The sequence below is a fragment of the Methylovorus glucosotrophus genome, assembly GCF_009858335.1.
Lineage (GTDB): Bacteria > Pseudomonadota > Gammaproteobacteria > Burkholderiales > Methylophilaceae > Methylovorus > Methylovorus glucosotrophus.
This window is the reverse complement of the sequence record NZ_VMSE01000001.1, coordinates 868,997-892,561: the sequence shown is the minus strand read 5'-3', so window position 1 is coordinate 892,561 and position 23,565 is coordinate 868,997. Positions and strand designations below refer to the sequence as shown.

Below are 23,565 nucleotides of genomic sequence, written 5' to 3'. Positions count from 1 at the left end.
AAAACAACAGCAGCATCTTGCCAAGCTCTAGCAATGGCTATTGGCGATGCAATGCGTGTCTGGTAAATGATGCCACGTCCATTAACCAAGATTGCTGCTTGTTGCTATAGGTCGAATGCAACCCTCTTGGCAATACTAGCTGCACACGCTCCGCAATCATTTCATTGGTCTGGTTCTCACTAATGCTAGGCTCCAGAGTCAGGAGATGCTTGGTGGGTGTTCGTATGGCTTCATTAAGAATCTGACGCCATCGGTCCTTACAGGTGGATTTCGATGCAAGCATGGTAAGTCGGTCTTGCGGAAACAATGCATTGTGATAGTGATGAATACCGGGGAAAATAAAATCTGGTTTATGGTTCTTCTCGGTTACACCTGTCCGGGTATACGTCACACCATGATCAGCAAAGACCTGCTCTAGATGGTTCTCAAGCGCTGAGCCTGCTCGTGATTTTCGGCGTTGCAATGCGCTTTGAACCAGTTTTATAAAAGGCTCAGTATCATCTACTCCGTCTTGCGTAAGACGTCTTAACCTCTCCCCTAGCAGATGTTTTTCAAGAGTACGGAAAAGTATTTCTTCTCGCTCCATCCAAGCGACTAATGCCGCGTCGGGGTCATCCCGACTCGACAGATCATTTAGTGTGCTTCTTGCGTAAGAGGAGAAATCAACCGTTTTCGGAAAAGTACCTTTGAACTTCATGAGCATCTGATCGAGATAATTAGGGGCCTCCTCCTCGGGCTCAACACCAATCTGCTCAAGTACGACCCTTGCTGCGAATCCAATACGGTCCTGTTCTGTTTCCAGCTCAGACTTGATCGAAAAGCCAGGATGAGTAAGATCAGAAAATCCAAACAGCCAAGTAATTTGGCTTTCGATGGTTGTCCCCTTTTCAGCTACGATAGCCAGCAAGGTGCCGTCGGGATGCTTGGCAATAAGGAGCAGGTCCCCCTCTGCAGCGCTCTGAGAAACCAGATTTGTAGGAAAATACAGGCGATACTCCCAGCGCATAACCCCTCTTTCCTCGCGTGCTTTTTGACGTGCGTCATACCATGTAAGGAATCCGTCTTCAACAATTGGCTCATCGTCTTGATCACTAAGGTAAAGAAACTTGGCTGGAAATTGCTGCCTGCCTTGGGGATCGCCAAGCATGCTTCGAAGACCCTCAACTCCGTTAAACTCGTGCTGATTTGAGCGGATAACATCGGCTTCAACAGCACTAAGCCGCTTCATCGCCACGCCTTCGAAGTACTGCGATAGATACCCCCTCTTCATAACATCACCTCTATAGTTTGTTTTTCGCTTCTGATCCATTCGGCCAGCCGCAGCCCTATAGCTGCCACATCTTTTCCCGAGCCTCTAATAGCACACTCCCAGACCACGGCTACTCGCCAGCCCCCCTTTGACAGAGCATCTGCTGCTTTCTTATCATTTTGCTGGTTCCGGAATATCTTTTCTTTCCAAAAATCTTGGCGAGTACCGGGAAGCTTAAACAGATGGCAAGCATGTCCATGCCAGAAACAACCATGTACGAAAACAACCGCGTTATAACGAGGAAGGACTATGTCTGGCTTCCCCGGTAAATTCCGAACATGCAGCCTAAAACGAAAACCCAGCCGATGCAGAGCCTTTCTTATTTGAAGCTCGGGTTTTGTATTAGCCCCTCGAATACCGGACATCATCCGGCTCCGAGTTACTGGATCGACTATATCTGTCACGCGAATAGTGAATGCTGGGATATACCCACCTGTTCATGTTCAATCATGGAGTGAATGTGAGGCGTCATAATACGCGCCACCTCCTTCATAACAGGCATGACAACGCTATTACCAAACTGCCTATAAGCCTGCGTATCACTTACTGGGATCCTGTAGCTATCCGGAAAGCCCATGAGACGTGCACACTCTCGGGGAGTAAGCCGGCGAGGGCGTATTTTATCGCCCTGCCATACAAGAATTTCGGAACCGTCCTTGTAATACCTTGCAGATAAGGTGCGGGTTACACTATCGGGGTACGCCAATCCAAAGCCAAAACCATTTCCTGCAGCCTTATGTTTCTCAGCATAAGCCTGAAGGTAAGCCCAGAGCTTTGGGGTTAAAGTGTACTTGGCCTGAACCTTCTGTTTTTCGTGATCAAAAAATCTATTCTCATCCCAAGGCAGCACAGGTTCACTACCATCAGTCTTATGCAGGATGCTGCCCAATCGCGGACCTTCAGAAGAAAGCTGCAAGTCCTCCCACGAAAAATCTGTCTTATCCCTAAAACCAACGATAATGATGCGCTCCCGATGCTGAGGTGTGAAGTGCTGGCCATCAATAACACGGTGATGCACCTCATAGCCAAGCTCGTCACGCAACGTCTGCAAGATGACTGCAAACGTGTTTCCTTTGTCATGCGAAAGCAGGTTCTTTACATTTTCAAGAAGAAAAGCTTTGGGACGTTTTGCCGCGATGATACGAGCTACATCGAAGAACAGTGTTCCTTGTGTTGTGCATTCAAAGCCATGAGGACGACCTAAAGAGTTCTTCTTGCTGACCCCTGCGATACTAAATGGCTGGCAAGGAAAACCTCCCAAAAGCACATCGTGATCAGGTATGCTTTCTGCGGGGTATGGGACTATGTCGCCAACGAATTGATGACCATCACCAAAATTCTCAATATACGTTTTCTTCGAAAAATCGTTCCATTCGCTAGTAAAAACGCATTGCCCTCCATGAGCCTCGAAGCCCAACCGGATTCCTCCTATTCCTGCGAATAAATCAATGAACCGAAAATGAGCGTCACCACTGGACGTTGGTATGAGATTGGTATTCATAAGATTGCGCAATGCTGGTTCTAGTAATAATGGACATGGAGTTTCGCCTTTTTCCCAACGTCGCACGGTTTTGGTATCCCTACCTAAACGATCGGCTATCTCTCGCTGGGTATAGCGAGTGCGGGCTAGCTTAAGAAGCTCAAAGGACTGTGCAGATGACATCGCATTCTCATTCTGGGAATATTTGCGGACATTATGACCTGTTTCGTTCCCTTTTAATAGTCGCCTCTCGCGACAGCGGATTGTATTTTTCCAAGTAAAATTGATGCAGGACAGGCATTCATACTCCTTGGTTAAACACCTCTACTCTTAATTAACGGGCGTGCATGTGTATACATTGCTAGCTCGCACGAATACCCTTATCAAGCATAGGCATAACCGTTCTTGCATATGTCTTGATGTTGAAAGCAAAATCTCAAGATCAGTTTAAAAGATATGAGAGATACATCGAAAAAGCGTAAGTCTCAAGAATGCAAAGCACAGCTTTTAAAGCTAACAGCCCAGACCTACCCACTACAGAAAGGATGAGAAAGCGTGAACATAAATCTGAACGAACCAAAAGTAGGGGATTCAGTCAAATTTTTAACGTAACATTAGGTGGCCAGTAGGGCCTCGTTCGCACTGCTAGCTAGCATGACATCAATACATTCATGCATTCAAAGTTATTGTAAGTTATTGAGAAATTAGGTAATATCATCTCGTTTTAACCCTGCCATCCTGTAATGGCAACCTCTGGAGAAAAACATGGATGCATCAAAAGCACCCACCACCATCCGTGATGTTGTGGATTACATCATCGGGCGGCATGCAGATGAAGATGGAAGCCTTAGCATTCTGAAGCTCCAAAAACTTTTATATTATGTGCAAGCATGGCATCTAGCGTTCGGCCGCGGTCCATTATTCGCAGGTAAATTTCAGGCGTGGGTACATGGTCCTGTGAATCGCGAAGTATATGACCGATTCAAAGGCACACACTCTCTCTTTTCTACAGTAAGTCGTGCAGACATGACCGAAGGTTTTAATATCAGTTTGTTACCTACCGCGGCCCGAGATCACATAGACGAAATTCTTGAGGCCTATGGAGAATTTTCAGGAAACCAGCTAGAAAACATGACGCATGAGGAACGTCCTTGGATAGAAGCTCGAGGGAGCTTGAGTCCGTTTGATCGTTGCGAAAAAGAAATCAAAGAGGAACTGATGACGAGTTTTTACGCATCCCTTCTTCAAGAGGACTCAAAAGCAACTCAATAAATTACTTTCATGTCTAATGCAGCTGTTAACCGGATTGCCCGAACTCGTGCCCAAGCGCATCCGACGAATGATTCAGTTCAGGGCATCAAAAGGTTAACTCGGGCCACGAAAGAGCCCCGAGATGCCCTCTGGAATTTCTCTCTACGCTACTGGACTCAGCTTAACTTCTTTGGACTCAATGGCAACGGGATCGACTCTCAGTGGCTGGTGTCAGTGCTTGAGCGATTCAAGCACCTCTCATCCGAACCAATCGAAAGAGTCTTCAAAGACCCTTTAATGCGCGACAATATGCGTTTTCACCCCATTAACTGGAACGCACGAAAAATCCCAATCGAGAAAAAAGATATACCCGGAATCCCCAAACAGTATGCAGATAATCCAGAATTTGAACTTCACCAATTTCAGGTATCTATGGGCAAAGGCCGAATTGTTGGTTTCTTTGATGAGAAATGGGTGTTCAATATTGTACTTCTAGACCCTTTACACAATTTGCAGCCATCCAGATCTTTCGATTATAGAGTTGATCCCTGTTCACCCTTGAGCTGTGAAATAACAAGTTTGAGAGAGGAAATTGTGAGCAGCATTACCAAGTGTAAAGAGACCGACTGCGAAGCTGCACAAAAAGTTTTAGCTCTTGCGCAAGGTCATATAAAGCATGCTGAACAATTTGAAATCCTGATGGTACAGATGAAGGATCCGGAACAGCTAAAATGGGCAAAGGAACTTGTTGCTGAGGGATATGTGACATCATTAGTAGAGATTTTCGAAGCAGGTCTAGTTAGCCTCGATGATGCTAAAGCAAAGCAAGAAGTACTCAAAAGTAGTGCCGAATGACAATAAGGCACTATTCGCAACACGAAATTGATTTAAATCTCGTACGCAAATGCCGAGATGAGAAGTCCGCCGAAACCATAACCACCTAATTCCTAAATATATTAAAAAAATAAACAGTACAGATTAATCGCATATTTTCCCAATCATGTGCTTTAAATCATTCAAACATGAAAAGGACAGTGTTACACTGAGCCTTATCAAGCGTAACACCTCCATTTGGTAAGTATATGATTTATTGAGCATGGTGGAGTATCCCCCCATCACCACCAATACAGCTTCTTATGAAGCTATAAAAGGCCCAGTAACTTACAGTTACTGGGCCTTTTTCTATTTGAATCGAGCCACTAAAAGTTAATGAGCCCCCAAGCTCAGGTTGTTTATCTAAGGTGAACAGAATTCAGAATTAATTGATCATCTGCTTCTCGGGCGTCCCCATTTTCCCGTTAAAATTATCAGAGAAATCCTTAGCTAATAATTAAATTACTCATCCTTTGGGATAGATTTCTCCGTAAAGGTGAGACAATTTGAGATCTCTGGAGATGATTGCTTATAAAAATCATCTACGTTTGAAGTATTTTTCGAAATTGGATAAATGTGCCGGTAGCGTTAGAATCAACCATATAATACAAGCAATAGGAAGTGATAATTATGAGTCTGGACGATAAAACTGAAAACCTGTGTGAGGCATTTGCCAACCAATTATCTTTTCCTGCTTGGTATCAAACCGTAAATACAGATGAAGCCAAAAAACTAATAGATTTTATTGCTACCATAAAAAAAGATATTCTCGACCCTCATGATGCACATGAAGTATTAGTAGATTCGTTATTTCAATTAATAATTGTAAATAAAATTAATGTAAAAGAAAGCAAGCTCGAAGAGCTTCCAAAATATAAAAATTGGTTAAAAATATATGTTAAAGATTATATTCAAAGCCTACCAAGAAATTATAAATTAATTATTAATCTTCCGAGCTTTCAAACATGGGGGAAATTTGATTTTGAACTTATCGACTTTATACATTTTAGAGCCACTGAAAATTTAATTATTGATCAAGATGAAAAGAAAACATTAGCAAATTTCTTAAAGGATCAAGCAGTCTAAACTCCGAAGTAATAATTAGCTTTGATGGCTATACAAGCGCCGAGGTTTCTTCTAAGGGGATGATGTATGCCTTATCTGTTACCAAGCAGTTAGCGTTTTTACTCAATGCTTTCAAAATAACACATCCAGAATATAGTTTAAAAACGTCAAAAGCAGATCTTAAAATTTATGAAAGATCCACAAGCCGTGTAGAACCTATCTCACTACCTCATGGGATGAGTAAGACCTTTGGTGTAATGAAGATTAATGAATCAAAATTAACCATTCCAGACGACTCAAAAAAACTTCAGTCATTGTTAGCCATAGGGGCCACAAAGCCTGCTACCACCAATGAAGAGTATATAGAGGGATTTAAATCCAGCCTTTCTCCAATTAAAGAATATTTTTCTCATCAAGAGCATCCTGATTTTCCTGCTATTTCTGCAGCGATAGAATGGTATCAAGACTCAATTGAATCTGATAATCAAACTTTCTCATATTTAGCCGCATGTATTGGATTGGAGGCACTAATTGGAACAGAAGACCATATGGATGCAATGTCAAAACGCTTGACAGACAGGTATGCTGCGTTAATGGGTAAGGGTAGAACAGATCGCAATGCTCTTGCGATGAAATATCAAACGGTCTTACGCCTTAGAGGAGAAATTGTTCACGCAAAATCGGCAAGACTAACTGCGAAACATAGCAGCTCTTTAAGTGATGTCCAAAAAATGCTTTGGGATGTGATATGGCATGAAATAAAACAAATGTATAAAGGTAACGAAAAAATTTAAAAATTATAATAATTTCAGATTCCGCACTTTCCTGGAATCGGATCAAACACTACGTTAGCAGTGCCATACTTATAGATTTTTACCCAGATAAATTAATCTTAATTAAGCTGAGGAGCAATTATTTTTTGGTATCAACATGCCCGCGTGACCAAGTCCTAAGTTAAGGACATATACTCCGGCCTCCCCGCCAGCAATTTCTCCAACGCCTCAATCCGATGCCGGTGTGGCGTCGTAATCGCATAAAACCGCTCCTGCAATGCCGCTGAGTGGCCCACCGTCACCAGCACTCCAGCCCGTAATTCATCCTGTACTACCACTTCAGGCAATAACGTCAGCCATCCGCTATCGCGGGCGATCAGGCGCAGCATGGCCATGTCATCCACCTCGGCTCTTAGCCGGGGGGCGACGCCTGCGGTGGCGCACAGGGCATCGAACTGGGCGCGCAGGGCATGGCGTGGGCCAGGCAGGGCGATATCCACGCCATCCAGATCTTCGGGAATGCGCAAACTCTGCGATGCCCAGCGGCTGGCGGGGCCGACCAGCGAGATGGATTGGCTGCCCAGAAACAGGCAGTGCATGGGGCGGTCCGGGTCGGCGGGCACGGTTTCATTACTCAACACCACATCGAGCTGGTGTTGCACCAGGCGGGATACCAGGTCATTCAGCAGGCCAGACTCCAGGGTGAGTACCACGTCAGGGTCGGCGAGTAGCGGGCGTATCCAGTTTTCCTGATAGTTGCGCGACAGGGTACCCACGCTGCCTACGCGCAGGCGCGTTAGCCCGGCGGTGCGGCCTTGCAGGCGCCCGAGCATTTCTTCCCCCAGCCCAAAAATATTGTCGGCATAGGCAAGCACGAGCTGCCCGGTATCGGTGAGGATGAGCTTGCGGCCTTTGCGGGTGAAGAGATCATCGCCAAAGCGTTCTTCCAATTGGCGAATCTGTGCCGAGACGGCGGATTGCGAGGTATGCAGCTCCTCGGCGGCGCGGGTGAGGTGCCCGAGTTTTGCCACCCGCCAGAAATACAACAGATGATGAAAGTTGAGTTGGTCGAGCTTCATTGTTTTATTTTTAATATCAAATCGTTCTTATCAATGTATTTAACAGAACACGCAGTGTCAAGCATGATACGCCCCATCAACTTTGAAGGTTTATGGGATGGGATTTTTCCAGGTGTTATACAAGGTCAGTGCATTGGCGCCACTGGTGCTGATGGCTGGAGTGGCGCTGCTGGCATGGCTGGGGCGCTTTTCAGATGCCACATTATGGCGAATATTGCGCGTGGGCTCGTTTGCCGCGCTGGCGATGACGGGGCTTGCCATCGTCACGAGTTCTCAGGGCATGCTGTGGCCGGGCGTGATCAAGGCTACGGGCCTGAGCATGGTGATGGCCGCGCTGGTGCAAATGCTGGGCACGGTGATTGGCGGGTTTTCCAGCCGCTATCTGCAGGGGGAGTCCGGTCAGGCGCGTTATGTCGCTGCCCTGGCGGCGGTGCTGGCGGCCGTGCATCTGCTGGTGCTGGCAGATCACTGGCTGCTGCTGATAGGCGCCTGGGCCTTCGTCGGTGTGGCATTGCAGTCACTGCTGTGCTTTTACCCTGACCGGCCGTTTGCCTTGCTCGCCGCCCATAAAAAACGCATCGCGGATCGCCTGGCCGATGTCATGCTGATCATCGCGGCTGCGCTGGCATGGGTGGAAGTGGGCAGCGGCTCGCTCTCCGCGCTGATGGCGCACCTGAGCCAGCACACCATATCACCAGCATTGCAGGTCAGCGCCGTGGCGCTGGTGCTTGCCGTTATCCTGCGCACGGCTTTGTTGCCTATGCATGGCTGGCTGATACAGGTGATGGAAGCCCCCACGCCCGTCTCCGCCCTGCTGCATGCCGGGGTGGTGAATCTTGGTGGCGTGGTGCTGATCCAGTTTGCGCCTTTGCTTGAGCAGGCAACACCGGCGCGCCTGCTGCTCTTGGTAGTGGGCCTTGCCACCGCGGTGCTGGCGGGCATGGTCATGCTCACCCGCATCAGCATCAAGGTGCGGCTGGCGTGGTCTACGGTCGCGCAGATGGGCTTTTTGCTGATGGAATGCGCGCTTGGCCTTTACACGCTGGCGGCCCTGCATCTGCTGGGGCATTCGCTTTATAAGGCGCATGCGTTTCTTTCGGCATCGGGCATTGTGCGCCAGACCCGTTTGCAAGCATTGCATGGCGACAGCAAGCCGAATGCGCTTAGCCTGCTATGGGCGCCCTTGCTGACAATTTCTGCCGTGCAGCTGACCACGGGCCTCTCGGCACATGCGGCCTGGCCATGGTGGTGGAGTGCGGTGCTGGGCCTGGCCTGGGCACCCATGATCTGGCAGCCAGCGGCACCTGCCGGGTTTGCTTTTCGCGCGGGTCAGCTGCTGACTGGCTTATTGATGATATTAGGCCTTGCCTTGGCCGCCATGCTCGCCCATACCCTGCCCCTGGGTTTGCATAATGCGCCGCACCCGTTGCTGGGGCTGATCGCGCTCACTGGCATGGCCACCTTGTATCTCTGCCAGGCCATGTTGCAGCGCTGGCCGCACCTGCTCTCCCGCTGGCGGCGGTGGAGTTATGCCGGCTTTTATGTCGACGAGGCCTACACGCGCCTGGCCTTGCAGCTCTGGCCCACCCGGTGGATACCGCATGCGGGCACCCATATCAAGCAGGAGGCAATCACTGATGTCTCACGCTAACACGGAGGAAACCATGATGAATACAGCAGTCGCGCAGCCGAGCACCTCAAAAGCCAAAGCCGACAAAGACATATTGCATACGCAGATTGCCCAGGCCTGCGAACAGGCTTGCCAGGCTATCGCGCCCACCTGGCCGCTGGACCGCGCCATTGCCGTTAACCCCCATTGGTCGCGCATCGGCATGCCGGTGAGAAAAGTGGCTGCCCGCATGGCAGTGCTGGGGGGGATTCAGGTGTTCCCGCCGCGCAACTTGCAACGGCAAGCCTGGGATGAGGGGCGCATTAGCGCGGCTGACCTGGCGCAGGCGCTGCAGCAGCTGCCCGAGGCGCAAGCGGCGGGCCTTAGCCCCGGCGATTGCATCGCGGCAATGCACAGCGAGCCAGCACTGGAACATTTGCCCCTGCTGATTGACGTGCTGGATAACGACCCAAATCGCCATACCCGCTTGTCATGGCGGCAAGCGATTACGCATCAGGTGAGCCAGACCTGCGCCGCGTATTTTGATGAGCATCAGGCGGATTGGCACCCGGAGCGCACGCAAGGCTTGTATGCCTTCTGGCGCGAGACCCTGCAGCATGACCATGGCATCGGCTTGCTGATGGGCCTGCCGCACATTGGTCAAGCCATCGATGCGCTGCCCGTCACCGCCCAGGATGCAGAACACTGGGTGCTGGAAAGGCTGGGCCTGCCACAGGCGGTATGGGCAGATTATCTGGAATCGGTGCTGCTGACGGTGAATGGCTGGGCTTCGTGGTGCGCCTATCTCGGCTGGCAGGCCAAGCTGGAAAATGGCGAAGATGCCCACCTGGGCGAACTGCTGGCGATCCGGCTGGCGTGGGGCGCCCTGTTGCTGGAATGCAAGGATGACAAGGCCAATGATCAGGCTTTTGTGACATTGCAACGCGCCTGGGAACATGCGCCACTGCTCTTGCTGGCCGCCGAGCGGGCCTTGCTGGTGGATGAAGTGTGGCAAGTGGCGCTGGAGATAGGTTATCAACGCGAACTTGCTGGCAAGCTGATCTCGGCTGGCAAAACTGCGCCTGGGTCGCAAGCCATTGAAGTGCAAGCCGCCTTTTGCATTGATGTGCGGAGCGAACCCTTGCGCCGCGCGCTGGAAACCGCGTGGCCGGGCATTCAGACGCTGGGGTTCGCTGGTTTCTTTGGTCTGCCCGTGGCCTACACGCCGCTGGCGACACAAGCGCGGCGCCCGCAGTTGCCTGGCTTGCTGGCACCCGCGATGGAAGTGGTCGATAGCATCATCAGCGCTGAGCCGGAAAAACGCGATGCCGATGCCACCCTGCAACGCGCCTCCGTCCGCAGCCGGCAATACCGCTTTGCCGTGACGGATCAGTGGAAAGCAGGCAGCCGCTGGCCGGGTGCCGCCTTCTCCTTCGTGGAAGCGGCAGGCCTGGGTTATCTGGGCAAGATCGGCCAGTGGCTATGGCCAGGCTTGCAGCCCCGCTCGCGGGATGATCTGGCAGGCTTGCCTGCGCGTCACCAATCCATTTGCCGCCCGCACCTGATCGGCGTGGGGCTGGAAGCCAAGATTGATCTGGCCGCCCGGGTGCTGCAAGGCATGGGATTGACCCGCGAGCTTGCGCCCATGGTGCTACTGGTGGGACATGGCAGCCAGTCTGCCAATAATGCCCATGCCGCCGGGCTGGATTGCGGTGCATGTTGCGGGCAGACCGGCGAGGTCAACGCGCGCAGCCTGGCCTTGCTGCTGAATGAACCCGAAGTGCGCGATGGCCTGCAGGCAAAAGGCATCGCCGTTCCATCGCACACGGTATTTGTCGCGGCGCTGCATAACACCACCACCGATGAGATAGAGGGGTTTGATCTAGACCTGCTGCCGGAAGAGGCCCGCGCCCGCTGGGAAAAGCTGCAACAGGTGTTTGCGCAGGCAGGCGACCAGGTGCGCCGCGAACGCGCGCCCGGCTTGCAGCTGGATGCGCAAGCTTCAGATGATGCATTGCTGGAGCAATTGCGTCGCCGCGCCAACGATGGCGCCCAAACCCGCCCCGAATGGGGGCTTGCCGGCAACGCGGCCTTTATCATCGCGCCACGGCAACGCAGCCTGGGCATCGGGCTGGAGGGTCGCAGTTTTCTGCATGACTACGATGCCAGCCAGGACCCAGACGGTAGCGTGCTGGAGCTCTTGATGACGGCGCCCATGCTGGTCACGCACTGGATCAACTGGCAATACCACGCCTCCACGTGCGATCCGCAGCGGCTGGGCAGTGGCAACAAGCTGCTGCACAACGTGGTAGGTGGCATCCTTGGGGTATTTGAAGGTAACGGCGGCGATTTGCGGGTAGGCCTTTCGCGGCAATCGCTGCACGATGGCAAGCGCTGGATACATGAGCCTTTGCGCCTCACCGTGGTGATCGAAGCCCCTCAAGCCGCCATTGAGGCGGTCATTGCCAAACACGCGGTAGTGAAGCAGCTGGTGGACAATGGCTGGCTCCACCTCTGGCATGTTGAATCATCGCATCTGCAACGTTACGACCATGGCACGTGGTGCGAAGTGGAGCTGGAACAGGCTTGATGGCAGGGCGATCGCGTTATGACGGATGTCGTGTAGCCCTGCTCACCCAGCACGGCAAGGAAAAGGTGATCGCCCCCATGCTGGAGCCCGCGCTGGGATGCCGCATCGAACTGGTCACGGGGTTTGATACCGACCAGCTGGGCACCTTTACCCGCGAAACGCCGCGCCCAGGCACCCAACTGCAAGCGGCAAGACAAAAAGCGCGCAAAGGCATGGAGCTGGCGGGCACTAAACTTGGCATCGCCAGTGAAGGCAGTTTCGCTGCTGATCCGTTTTCCGGCATGCTGCCGTGGAATGTGGAGCTGGTGACCTGGATAGACGACGAGCTGGACATTGAAGTGACAGGCATCGCACAGGGCGCGGATCGCAAGGGACACATACTGAGCGGCCATTGGCAGGACATCGCCACCTTTGCCGAGCGCGAAGGCTTTCCCGAACAGCATTTGGTATTGCGGCCCGATAGTCAGGATGATCCCCGCATCTACAAATCCATTACAGACTGGGCGAGCCTGCAACAAGGCTTTGAGCACTGCCTGGCGCAATCTGCCAGCGGCCAGGTATTTGTCGAGCGCGACCTGCGCGCCTTTGCCAACCCGACCCGCATGCAACGCATACAGGAAGCGACAGCCGATCTGCTGCGCCGCCTGCAATCCCTATGCCCGGCGTGCGATACGCCCGGCTTCTGGATCAGCGAGCACCTGCCGGGGTTGCCGTGTGCAGCCTGCCGATGGCCGACTTCACTCGCGCATAGCGAGGTTTGGGCCTGCCTGCGCTGTGATCATCGGGACATCATCCCCCTGGCAGAGCGCTCGCTGGCTGATCCGGCGCATTGTGCGTACTGCAATCCCTAGGGTACTTTTGGCTGGCTAGTGAACACGTGAATGCAGCCGATAATTGTCAGCCCGCCTGTCGAGTTATCCATTAGCAGCTAAAATTCATGCTTACCATTCGATAAAGCAATCCTATGATGTTCTTGAAGAATGCATTGAGATTTCTGGCGCTCGCTAGCCTGCTGGCGTTGGTTGCCGGTTGTGGCGGAGATACTTACGACAGCTATGTGTACCCCGACAAGCTGGAGCTGGATGACCCCATCGCCCTGGGGCAATTCCCCTCGCTGCAAGCCTGCCGCGAAGCCTCGCTGGCCAAGCTGAAGGAGCTGAATGCCGAATCCGCCGGTGACTATGTGTGCGGGCAGAATTGCCATGACCATGCTTGCCAGTCGGCCCAGAAATAAACCCAACATACATGATTCACTACCGTGAAAACCATCCGCTGAACCCTGCCGATGTGGCGCGGGTATTCAAGGCGTCGGGCATTAAGCGGCCAGCGGATGACTTAGCGCGCATAGCGGCGATGTTCACGCATGCCAATCTGGTGTTTTCTGCCTGGGATGGCGACACGCTCATAGGTGTAAGCCGGGCGCTGACGGATTTCAGCTATTGCTGCTATTTGTCTGATCTGGCGGTGGATGCGGCGTATCAGCGCCAGGGCATAGGCGAGGAACTGGTGCGGTTGACGCGAGAAAAAACAGGCGATCAGGTATCGCTCATTTTGCTATCCGCACCGGATGCGATGGACTATTACCCCAGGCTGGGGTTTACACTGGCGGATAACGCTTACGTGATTCGCCGCCTGACCTGATGTTTGCCCTTCCCCCTATCCGTTTTGTATTGCCATGGCTGTGTTGCCTGGCGCTAACCGCGCATGCCGATGTCAGTGGCAAGGTGGTGTATATCGCCGATGGCGATACGCTCACCGTGAAAACTTCGGACAATCTGAAATATAAAGTGCGCTTGCAGGGCATTGATGCGCCGGAGCAAGCACAGGCCTTTGGCAACAAGGCCAAGCAGGCGCTGGCCGAGTGCGCGCGCGGCAAAGAAGCGATGATAGAGAGCCAGGAGACCGACCAATATGGCCGACTGCTGGGCAAGGTATGGGTGGATGGCACGGACTGCAATCTGCGCCAGCTTACGCTGGGCCTGGCGTGGCATTACAAGCATTTTGCCCGGGAGCAGACCGAGGCAGACCGTGTGAGTTATGCCGCCGCCGAACATGCCGCCCGTGATGAAAAGCGCGGCCTGTGGGCGGATGCCAACCCCACCGCGCCCTGGGATTTTCGCCAGCAGGAAAACCTGCAAAAGACGCAGGATGCCTTCAAGCAGCAATGGATGATGCATAACCACCGCTTCCGATAGCGCCAAGGTTTTCCGCCGCCATCTTTACCAAAATATGCAGGCTGTAAAAACAGGGTGTGAAGGTATTTGCAGGGTAAGCAGATAGCCTCTTCCAACACCGCCACACACACCTCATCAAGCCATTGATTTTTAAACTATAAAATCTTGGCACCCCACCCTGCTCTTTAAAGCGGCACTGGTACGAATCGTGCCACGTAGTAGTGAAGCCCAGCGCTAGCCGGGTGTTCACCACCCGTTTAAAGAGTCCCATGTTTTCTACTTGTAACCGTAAAACCTTGCTGGTTGCCCTGTTTCTGATGGCAACCGCCAATATCAGCCTGTTTCAACGCCTGCTGGAGGTGTATCCGCCCAGCCTGGGCAATGTGCCGCTCCTGATCTCACTGGGTTTGTTTTTCACGTTTGCCACCGCGCTGTTTCTGCTGCTGGTAGCGCATACCCGTGGCGCACGCTGGCTGCTGGCCTTGCTGGTGCTGGTGGCATCGCAAGCGGCGTATTACATGGATACCTACGGCGTGGTGGTCGATACGGTGATGATCGACAATATTTTTCATACCGATACGCAGGAGTTTGCCGGGCTGCTGAGCTGGGGACTGGTGCTGCGCACCTTGTTGCTGGGCGTGTTGCCCGCATGGCTGATTATTCGCTACTGGCCAGCGGGCAAGGGATTCAAGGCGGAATTCAAGTCCAAGCTGTCGCTCACGCTGCTGCTCGTCATTGGCATGGTGTTGGTCGTGGCGCCGTTTACCGCGCATTACGCCTCGTTTATTCGTGAGCATAAAATCACCCGCGCCTATTCCAACCCGATTTACCCCATCTACTCACTGTTTGGGTATGCGCGCGAAAAGTTGACGTCATCCGCGATTACCAAGCTGACAGCCACCGCGCCCGATGCGGTGATGATAGGCACGCCATCGCGGCATGAGCTGATTATTCTGGTGGTGGGCGAAACCGCCCGTGCCGATCGCTTTTCATTGAATGGCTACCCGCGTGACACCAACCCCGAGCTCGCCAAGCGCGACGTGCTGAGCCTGCGCAATGTCACCTCCTGCGGCACCTCCACGGGCGAATCCGTGCCCTGCATGTTTTCAGCCCTCGGCCGCAAGGATTTTGACCGCGAAAAAGCCCTGCATTATGAAAACGCCCTGGATGTGCTGTTTGAGCATGGCGTGCAGATTCTGTGGCGCGACAACAATTCCGACTCCAAAGGCGTGGCTACACGCATGACCTACGAAAACTTCAAAAGCCCCACGCTGAACAAAGTCTGCGACACCGAGTGCCGCGACATCGGCATGCTGGGCGGGCTGGACAAATACATCGACAGCCACAAAAACAAGGATATCCTCATCGTGCTGCACCAGATGGGCAACCACGGCCCCGAATACTACCGGCGCTACCCGCCCGAATTTGAGCGATTCAAACCCGCCTGCAAAAGCAACGAACTCAGCCAATGCACGCAGCAAGAACTCGATAACGCCTACGACAACGCCATTCTCTACACCGATTACTTCCTGGCGCACGTGGTGGATTTTCTCAAGCAATACAACGAAACCCACGCCACCGCCATGCTTTACGTGAGCGACCACGGCGAATCGCTAGGCGAACACGGCATCTACTTGCACGCCGCGCCCTACATGATCGCCCCGCAAGAGCAAACCCACATCCCCGCCATCGTGTGGATGGGCAAGCACTTTGACTACAAACTAAGCGACCTCAAACCCTATCAGGATCACCCCTTCAGCCACGACGACCTCTTCTGCACCCTGCTGGTCTCGTATGAACTCAACAGCAAAACCTGCGACAGCAAACACGACGTCCTCATGCACAACGCCGACGTCATCAGCATGCTGCAGCAACAAGGCCAGCTACAGCTACATACGGCCATGCAGTGAGAGTCAGCATCGTGCTGATGAGAAAAAGCCCGCTCATTGAGCGGGCTTTTTGTTTGGCTGAAAGACTAAAGGATTAGTCAGCTTTTACACTGTGCGGGCCGCTGCCATGCAGCAGCACAAACAGCAGGCCACCGGCCATGCTATTTGCACCCTCGCTGCTTAAACGCCTTGCGCGCATCGGGGATGGTCTCAAATTTGTTTGGGTTGCCCAGGCAACTATCGTCTTGTGTTACCACCAGCTCACCATCTTTCTCTTGCAGCCTGAACAGCAGCGTGCTGCGTAGCCAGTTGGAGCCCAGTTGTGAGGCGGTTTTGGCAACAGGGGATTCGGTATTGAAATACTGCACAGTGACCATCAAGGCAGGCGCTGTTTTATTGGCAGCCCCTACGCCTAATACCGTCTGGCAAAACGGCGGGCGGCTGGACTCAGGGATTGAGAGCTTGGCGATATGCACCGCCTTGATCTGACTATCGTCGTTGACGAAATAAAAGTGGCAGTCGTAGTGTACCCACTGTCCTTCGGCGCATTGGTAACGCGGCAGCCCCATATCGCGTCCCTTTTGCCGTGAGCAGACTTCGTCGGGCCAGGACTTATGCATGAACGTGTTAGAAAACATGGAGTACATATGCCCATTAAGAGAAAAACGCACACTTGAGCCGCCGGACCAAAGTTCCACCTCACTGGACAATGCTGGAAATATCGCGTCGTTTTTAAATACATACGGCTTAACGGTTTCCTCTCTCAGCATATCTAGTCGGGTATCGTATTTAGGATTCGGAGAGGACTTATCCCCAGCCCAAAAATCTCCCTTTTCATTTTGTGGTGTCATGATCATGATGTCATCAGCTAAAATAAAGCAGGGGTAAAACAATATAGCAACAATACATAGCGAAGATTTAAAGCTTTTCATAGGCTTCTTTCAGTTTGATCTGATAGTGATTTTCGGCATACTTGGGGCCGTTGTAGTGATAGGCGATTTTGTCCCAGTCTTTGTCCTGTACCGCCTTGCGCAGGCGAGAATTTTTATCAATAAACTGCCGGAGAATTGTTAATTGCTTTGCCTCTGATGTGCACATATCTCTGACAAATGTCTCAACAAAACGATATTCACCAGCAACCTCATAATTCATCCCCAATATCTGAAATGCACCCCAGGAGCAGGCCTTTAGGGCAGCCTCCGGGTTGAGTCGATAGGCTTTCAGCAATTTGAAATAGTTGGCCCGTTCATTTCCATACAGGTCGCTTTGCTCGACTACGCCATCCGGCATGCGGGCATTTTCTTCGCCCAGTTTTTTTCTGCTCAGAATGTAGCCGCTGGGCCAACAAATATCGGGGTCTTGATCATGCGGGGATTGGCAGCCCGGCACACCGATACCATGGCGCTTGTGTTTTTTGCTATTGGGCAAGGGGCCATTGCCACAGGTAAGGCGATGAAACAGATGACGCTCAAACAAAATTTTAGGCAGGCGTGTGCCATCTTTTAATTGCATCTGGCTGAAGCCTGAACCACTCGATTCGACATGGTGAATAGCCTTTAGCACTTTGGGATCGCATAACAGAGTATCGGCTTCGTCTTGCCAGTTTTTTTCCGTTACAGGCTCATCCCGATAGTGTTTAAACAGGTCGATCAGGCCTTGAGGGACTTCCATCTCTAGCACTTCGGTATTGTGTGCTTGGCTCTTGCGCTTTTTAACAGGGTGCCCGGGTTGGATGGCTTGCCCTTCGGCTTTTCCATGATGCAGTTTTTGCGGACTATTGGCGGGGGTGATCTTTTTCTGCGCTTGCCCCTCATCATGGGCGGCCAGTTCGGCCATTAACTTGATACCGGGCGAAATCAGCGTAAACCACTGATGCCCAAGCCCCGAGACGGTGCTGCCTATTTTTTTTAATGCGCTGGCCTTGTTTTCAACCCAGACCTCAACAGCAGACACGATGTTTGCCGTGATTATTTTAGGCAGCATGCCACGAGCGTCCGTCTTGGCAACGATAACTTTGTCGTCGAATTTAAGATGGCATGTCAGCCCCTCGATGGGATAACGAAGGGCGCTATGCAATTTCAAGGGGGGTTGGAAAATCACTAAAGCGCTTGTTATCATTGGACAAAAGCGTAATCAGCATTCTGTGGTAAAGATTATTTAGGATGTTTTACTCGCTCGATTTCATCCGCGCTAGGGGGGAAATATGTGAATACCAAAGCTCGCATGTCATCTGGATTTTTAGTATTTTCAGGAATGTCCGCACTAGTATCTGAGCGCGACTTATAAATACGCCAGCCATCTGGTGTATTTTTCAGATAAAAACGTACCCGACTTGGATCATGTTTGAAGAGAACCAACACCTCTGCAAGATTATCTTTGACAACTGGCATTTTAATAATCGGCTTAGGTAAGGGATTAAATGATGTTTCCTTGGAATAGTCTTCTGGCCCAGCCGTTGGATAAATTTCTGGAGTTAAACAAAACCCTTGATTATCTTTTAAAATAATCTCTTTCGCCAAGAACTCACCTACCAGCTGACAATGTTTTGTAGGAATATATTTCCCTCCAAAATTAGCGTTAATTAACTTATCAGTATCTGTTGAGTATAGTTTTACAATTAACGCTCTTGCTGACTGCTGATCTTCATTAAAACTTTCCGAGTTAGCATTCAATGATATTCCAGAAAATATAGAAATCACCAAGCCAATTAAAACACTTATATTTCTCATATCAAGCATCCTTTTTCATTTCTTCATTTAAGTAGCTATTAAATAGAGAACTAAAATAATCCATATCCATAGGTTTTCCATCTACTGTTTTGCGTCTAACATTCTCTTTAGCTCCAGGCAAGCTAGTCCACTCTGTTTGCAAAAGCTGAATCGCCTTTTCAATGTCACCGGTCCGAATACTAGCAAGCGCCTTCCTGCTCTCTAAGATAGCGACAGCAATACGGTCTTGCATTTTTTGATCGAAAAGCAACTCACCCGATTTGGGGACAATACGAATGGTTTGTGGATCAAAAAGAATTGCATTCCAAGTTTTAGGAATGATTTGATAAGCTCCAGCAGCCCCTGAGCTTTTAATGGGGAGCCCATCCCAAGGGTGTTTAGAAAAATCATTAAAGCGCTTGTTACCATTGGGGAGTGGCGTATTCAACATCTGGTAGCGCTTAGCATCGTCTCGCTCGGCCTGACATTCGTATTCTCGGAGACAATGTAGAAATGCCTTAATACGAAGCGTGGGCATCAGATCATATACTTTTCGATAAATTCTTATATCACTATAATTTTTCCATTCTGGATGTTTATTTCTTGGAGTGTAGTCACTGATGTAATCATCATAAGAACGTATGTCGATATGCCCGAAATTAGGTAATTTCGGATTTTGGTATTTGTCCTTTCTTTGCTTCCAAGCAGCTTCGTTCCATTGATACACAATAACGTCGCCTGCCGCTGCCCAGCGAGGGTCAGGAAGGGTGTCAGTTACATCACGGAAGCCTAGCTCCACCAATTGTGGCCCAGCCACAGAAGCATAAGGCAGATTCATATGGCCATTGATAATCTGCGCTTGCTTGAGCGCGATATTGACGTAACGAGCGCAGAAGCCTTTGCTGGTAGTTGCTGGCTTTCTAGCATATTTACTTCGGTCAAACTTGCCTTTTGTCATGTTTGCCAGCACGGTAGTGGCGCTGTCTGTGATGATGATGTTGGTGTTTTCGGTAGCGATATCTATCAGCTCTTTAACCGCTGCTGGAGCCGGTGGGGGATTTTTCAATACCAGACCAGCGCGTGTTGGCTTGCCTTTACGTTCCGGGGTGAAATCGGCCCAACTCCATAACCAATGAATACCGGCGCGCACGCCTGCCCCGGCTTTTTCGTACCAGTCTCCTTTGTTGTGCAACACGACTGCTAAAGGTTTGCCGGTTTTATCGCGGCCCTGCTTGATAATGGGTTTGGCAGAGGTACCGAGGTTTTGACTGAGCTTGCGCTCACGGGGCTTGGCTGGCTCTTTGCCCGGCGGTGCGGGTGGCGCTACATATATCTGATTGGGTTCTATGCTGATGATGTCTGGATCGCAAACGATATCGGGTATTTCATCTTCTATCGTGCCGGGCTCCCCCTCTCGTAACATCATCGGCGGCAAGGATATTTTGACTTTAGGGCTAATGGCAGTCGCTGTCACTAAAGCTGTATTCAACACGGCTTCACCGACTGTGCGATATTGACCTGCGTCGTTCTTGACTTCTATCAATGCGGTACTGCCGAAGGGAAGGTTTTCTATGGGGGCAAGATTTCCCTCAGCATCGGTGGACGCTTCCGTCACTTGTTGCTGCCCATCTTCCGCCGTGAAGGTTACTTTGCAGCTTAATCCCTCTATTGGCTCGCCAATAAAATCCAGAAAGTTGAGCTTGAAAGTGCAGCTTGCCACGTCCTCCCGCCCTTGCTCCTGATTTTCCATCTCCATTTCTGCTTCACTCATTTAGGCTGGCTCCCTTCCAAGATCAGGCACCATGTGCCGTGACCGACATAACTTTCAAGCTTGATTTCCTGATCGCGGAATACATCCACGCTGGCGCCCTCTTCATCTGTATTGCCATCGGCAACAAGTTGACCTGTAGCATTTTTGAATCTGGTAGTGGCGTCGTCATACAGCACCATGTTTTCACTGGCAGTTGATAGCAAAGAAGTCACATTCATACTCTGGCTATACGGCCCATCCGGATGAATATTCGGCAACGTGGGCATGCTGACCGGCTGGCTCTTGGCCTGTGGCATGCTTTGCGATGCGGAATACACAGACCATTTGCCCAGGGTGGCGCTCTCAATACTGGCTGCAGTCCAGTGCGTGCTGCTGCCACCGCCGTTGATGACGATCTCTTTGTCGGCGGTGAGGTGGATGCGGTTGGCGTGGTAGGTGATGTTGAGTTTGGAAAAAAGCCGGATATTGCGTTGCAGGGCTTTGAATTCGATATTCATGCCTGCGGCAATCAGGCGTAGCCCGCCGTTGTAGGCAAATAATTTGATCGCCTCTTTAAAGCTGCCAATCAAACTGCGATTCGCACTCAAACTGACATTGCTGCCCGTGGTAATGGCATGGTCTTCGCCGCTGTGCTGATGGGTGCTGCCCGGGGTGGTGCTGGCAATGCCGGATGGGCTCGCCAACACGAGGTGCGGTTGCTGCAGTTCGGGGAAGGCGGTGTCGGTGGTGTTTGTATTGCTGGTATTGCTGGTATTGTTGCCGGTAATACCGTCATTCTGCCCCTGCAGTCGCTCGCTCACCTTGCGCTGGTCGTCGTTGTCCTGCGCCTGGTGCTGGCTGGCGAGCTGGCCCAGGTCGGCATGCTGGGCTTGTGCCTGTGCTAGTCTTGCCGTGGTCTCGCTGAGGTCGGTCAGGTGGTTCTGCGCTTCTCTTCTCGCTTCGGTGGTGAGGATAAGCCCTTGTCTGGCGCGGATCGCCCCATGCCCATCGGTGCGGAGTTCCAGGCCTTCACCGCGGTAGTCCAGTCGTCCGGCATTGCCGTCGATACGGGTGATATGCCCCAGGCTTAAGGAAGAGCTGTCATGGTCGCTCTTGAGCTGCAGCTGGATCTTGCCATCGGTGTCATCCAGGATGAGATGATTGCTGCGGCCAGCCGCCCCATTGCCCCCACCAGGGATGAGCTCGCGCGAGCGGATGCCGCTCAAGGCCTGCTGAGCCGGGAGCTGCCACGGCGGCAGGTTGAGCTGGTTGTAGAGACGGCCGGTACATACGGGTAAATCCGGATCCCCGCCGAGGAAGTCAATCAGCACTTCTTCGCCTATGCGTGGCAGGTGCATGGCGCCCAGCTGGTTGCCTGCCCAGGCTTGCGATACCCGTACCCAGCAACTGCTGTGCTGGTTCTTCAGCCCATAGCGGTCCCAGGGGAACTGCACCTTGATGCGGCCATACTGGTCGGTGTAGAGGTTGCTCTCGGCGGTGTCGCCGGTGGGGCCGGTGACGAGGGCGGTCTCCGGGCCATGGGTACGTGGCTTGTGGCCGGGCGCATGCGGCAGCAGCACATCGGGGCGCAGCACTTCGCGGGTGGGCTGGCCGCTGAAGTGGGTTTCCATGCGCCAGGTGCCGGTGAGTTCTCCCGCGATGGCGCCACTCACTCTATCTACGATGGCGGCACGCACCGTTGAAGCTGAAGAGGACACGGTCTCTTCGCTCACGTTCTCAATCAACAAGGTGGTGCTGAGGATCAGGTACTCCTGATTGGCCTTTGCTCTGGGGTGCTCTTTGAGGGTAAAGGTATGGCCGGGCACCACACCCCGGATATGGCCTTCGCCGGCCACCCGGTGGCCGGGCTGGCGCAGGGCTTCCATGCGCAGCCGGGCCAAGAGCTCGCCTTGCGGCTCGGTCTGGTTGGCTTCGCGGTCCATGCCGGCATTGGGCTGGCTGTAGTCACTGCCATGGTCGGTGCGCCATTGGTAGACCTCGTTATCGACATGGGCGGTGTTACGGGGCTGGGCGTTGCGGGCGGCAAGTTCGGCCCTGGGACGGGTGTAGTCGTAATCGCGGCTGGCATAGCTGCCTGAAGTCAGTTGCTCGGCATCGCTGAAGTGGTGCAGGTACTCTGCATCGGTCTTATGGTCTGGCGGGTAATAGGCAATGGTGTGATAGCCACTGGCCGGGTCATCGGGCTGGAATGGCGTATAGGCGCCATTGTGATCGGCCAGTACCAGGGTATGGCGCTCGTCGTCATGGCGGAAATGAAAGCTGATGCCCCACTCCCGCCACAACCGGGTGAGGAAGGCAAAGTCGGATTCGTTGTATTGCACGCTGTAGTCCCGGGCGGGATAGGTCTCGATCAGCCGCTTCTCCAGCGCATAGGGATAGTCCACCAGTACGGCTTCGGTGATCTCCACCACGGTCTTGTCCTGAAACACCTTGCAGTCGGTGGTCAGCGTAGCAAGGTGGAGCCAGGGGCGTAGCGTAATGACATAGAGCGCATGGCGGCTGTCTTCGCCAGCGTGGCGTATGTCGGTGATGAGTCCACTGACATACCGTGTGCCCGCCCCCTGATTCGCCATGCCGAGATCGCCCAGCGCACCGGGCAGGAACTGGCCGTGGCCTTCGAGGCTGATGCCGCAGGTCAATACTTGACCCATCAGCGGACCGAAGTCGAGATCACTGCCGACCTCCTCCCCCAGACGGCTACGTACCGTGAGCTGGTAGTCAAACAGGGTGTTGATGCCCTCTCCCCCGGCAAGACGGACGGGCTCCAGCCCATCGGGCAGGATCTGATGGAGCGCGGGACATTGCAGGGTAAGCAGGCGACGGGAGGATAACAGCGAGGGCAGCATGACAGGGAATCCGTGGCTAAAGGCGGGTTCGATCATGCACAGGATTGCGAAATCAGGAAATTGCCCTTAAGGGTAGAAATGACGCCGGGCGTAGTCCTTTCAACACCGATAATAAAAAAGCCCGCCAATGATGGGCGGGCTTTTTGTT

General features: G+C 52.4%; 20 protein-coding genes. 11 read left to right on the top strand and 9 right to left on the bottom strand.

From position 1 onward, the window contains the following. Nucleotides 1-37 precede the first annotated feature (37 nt). From FNL37_RS04210 to dcm, 3 genes are read right to left on the bottom strand one after another with little or no spacing between them, the layout of a single operon-like run. Nucleotides 38-1,228 carry a type II restriction endonuclease gene (locus FNL37_RS04210; protein ID WP_211371940.1) on the bottom strand — a complete coding sequence of 397 codons (1,191 nt, stop codon included), beginning with the start codon at nt 1,226-1,228 and terminating at the stop codon, nt 38-40. A 38-nt stretch (nt 1,229-1,266) separates the two neighbouring features. Then, a complete protein-coding gene (locus FNL37_RS04205; protein WP_159355239.1) occupies nt 1,267-1,713 on the bottom strand; it encodes a very short patch repair endonuclease in 447 nt (148 codons plus the stop codon). Next, nucleotides 1,710-2,972 carry a DNA (cytosine-5-)-methyltransferase gene (dcm, locus tag FNL37_RS04200; RefSeq protein WP_159355238.1) on the bottom strand — a complete coding sequence of 421 codons (1,263 nt, stop codon included), beginning with the start codon at nt 2,970-2,972 and terminating at the stop codon, nt 1,710-1,712. The genes FNL37_RS04205 and dcm overlap by 4 nt, the downstream gene beginning before the upstream one ends. Nucleotides 2,973-3,554: 582 nt before the next feature. Here dcm and FNL37_RS04195 point away from each other — a divergent pair. The 4 genes from FNL37_RS04195 to FNL37_RS04180 all read left to right on the top strand — a co-directional run bounded on the left by FNL37_RS04195 (nt 3,555) and on the right by FNL37_RS04180 (nt 6,772). After that, nucleotides 3,555-4,061, top strand: coding sequence for a Panacea domain-containing protein (locus FNL37_RS04195; protein WP_159355237.1), 507 nt, complete (start codon nt 3,555-3,557; stop codon nt 4,059-4,061). A 9-nt stretch (nt 4,062-4,070) separates the two neighbouring features. Then, entirely contained in the window at nt 4,071-4,895 is an 825-nt protein-coding gene (locus tag FNL37_RS04190; RefSeq protein ID WP_159355236.1) for a hypothetical protein, read from the top strand. 648 nt (nt 4,896-5,543) lie between these two features. Beyond that, the gene (locus tag FNL37_RS04185; RefSeq protein ID WP_159355235.1) at nt 5,544-5,999 is read left to right on the top strand and encodes a hypothetical protein; all 456 of its coding nucleotides are present in this window, start codon (nt 5,544-5,546) and stop codon (nt 5,997-5,999) included. Nucleotides 6,000-6,058: 59 nt separating this feature from the next. Then, on the top strand, nt 6,059-6,772 hold the full coding sequence (locus tag FNL37_RS04180) for a HEPN domain-containing protein (RefSeq protein ID WP_159355234.1): 714 nt from the start codon (nt 6,059-6,061) through the stop codon (nt 6,770-6,772). 155 nt (nt 6,773-6,927) lie between these two features. Here the strand turns inward: FNL37_RS04180 and FNL37_RS04175 are convergent, their stop codons facing one another. Next, on the bottom strand, nt 6,928-7,830 hold the full coding sequence (locus FNL37_RS04175) for a LysR family transcriptional regulator (RefSeq protein ID WP_159355233.1): 903 nt from the start codon (nt 7,828-7,830) through the stop codon (nt 6,928-6,930). Nucleotides 7,831-7,927: 97 nt separating this feature from the next. Here FNL37_RS04175 and FNL37_RS04170 point away from each other — a divergent pair, with 97 nt between their 5' ends. The 7 genes from FNL37_RS04170 (at nt 7,928) to FNL37_RS04140 (ending at nt 16,113) form a co-directional block, all read left to right on the top strand. Further along, the gene (locus tag FNL37_RS04170) at nt 7,928-9,481 is read left to right on the top strand and encodes an NADH-quinone oxidoreductase subunit L (RefSeq protein ID WP_159355232.1); all 1,554 of its coding nucleotides are present in this window, start codon (nt 7,928-7,930) and stop codon (nt 9,479-9,481) included. Between the two features lie 16 nt (nt 9,482-9,497). Continuing rightward, complete coding sequence (locus FNL37_RS04165) at nt 9,498-12,029, top strand: YbcC family protein (protein WP_244948277.1); 2,532 nt, start codon at nt 9,498-9,500, stop codon at nt 12,027-12,029. Further along, entirely contained in the window at nt 12,029-12,880 is an 852-nt protein-coding gene (locus FNL37_RS04160) for a DUF6671 family protein (protein ID WP_159355230.1), read from the top strand. Before FNL37_RS04165 ends, FNL37_RS04160 begins: the two co-directional genes overlap by 1 nt. A gap of 113 nt (nt 12,881-12,993) precedes the next feature. After that, nucleotides 12,994-13,263 carry a hypothetical protein gene (locus FNL37_RS04155; RefSeq protein ID WP_015830684.1) on the top strand — a complete coding sequence of 90 codons (270 nt, stop codon included), beginning with the start codon at nt 12,994-12,996 and terminating at the stop codon, nt 13,261-13,263. 11 nt (nt 13,264-13,274) lie between these two features. Further along, nucleotides 13,275-13,670, top strand: a complete 396-nt coding sequence (locus tag FNL37_RS04150) for a GNAT family N-acetyltransferase (RefSeq protein WP_159355229.1) — start codon at nt 13,275-13,277, stop codon at nt 13,668-13,670. Then, the gene (locus tag FNL37_RS04145; RefSeq protein ID WP_159355228.1) at nt 13,670-14,224 is read left to right on the top strand and encodes a thermonuclease family protein; all 555 of its coding nucleotides are present in this window, start codon (nt 13,670-13,672) and stop codon (nt 14,222-14,224) included. The genes FNL37_RS04150 and FNL37_RS04145 overlap by 1 nt, the downstream gene beginning before the upstream one ends. 248 nt (nt 14,225-14,472) lie before the next feature. Continuing rightward, the gene (locus FNL37_RS04140; protein ID WP_159355227.1) at nt 14,473-16,113 is read left to right on the top strand and encodes a phosphoethanolamine transferase; all 1,641 of its coding nucleotides are present in this window, start codon (nt 14,473-14,475) and stop codon (nt 16,111-16,113) included. Between the two features lie 140 nt (nt 16,114-16,253). Here the strand turns inward: FNL37_RS04140 and FNL37_RS04130 are convergent, their stop codons facing one another. The 5 genes from FNL37_RS04130 to FNL37_RS04110 form a co-directional block, all read right to left on the bottom strand. Beyond that, the gene (locus FNL37_RS04130) at nt 16,254-17,024 is read right to left on the bottom strand and encodes a hypothetical protein (RefSeq protein WP_159355226.1); all 771 of its coding nucleotides are present in this window, start codon (nt 17,022-17,024) and stop codon (nt 16,254-16,256) included. Further along, complete coding sequence (locus tag FNL37_RS04125) at nt 17,011-18,174, bottom strand: N-acetylmuramidase family protein (RefSeq protein ID WP_159355225.1); 1,164 nt, start codon at nt 18,172-18,174, stop codon at nt 17,011-17,013. Before FNL37_RS04125 ends, FNL37_RS04130 begins: the two co-directional genes overlap by 14 nt. Nucleotides 18,175-18,245: 71 nt before the next feature. Continuing rightward, nucleotides 18,246-18,821 carry a hypothetical protein gene (locus tag FNL37_RS04120; protein WP_159355224.1) on the bottom strand — a complete coding sequence of 192 codons (576 nt, stop codon included), beginning with the start codon at nt 18,819-18,821 and terminating at the stop codon, nt 18,246-18,248. 1 nt (nt 18,822) lies between these two features. Beyond that, complete coding sequence (locus tag FNL37_RS04115; protein ID WP_159355223.1) at nt 18,823-20,571, bottom strand: lysozyme family protein; 1,749 nt, start codon at nt 20,569-20,571, stop codon at nt 18,823-18,825. Next, nucleotides 20,568-23,453: a type VI secretion system Vgr family protein gene (locus FNL37_RS04110; RefSeq protein WP_244948196.1), complete on the bottom strand. Its 2,886-nt coding sequence runs from the start codon at nt 23,451-23,453 to the stop codon at nt 20,568-20,570. The genes FNL37_RS04115 and FNL37_RS04110 overlap by 4 nt, the downstream gene beginning before the upstream one ends. Between the last annotated feature and the right edge of the window lie 112 nt (nt 23,454-23,565).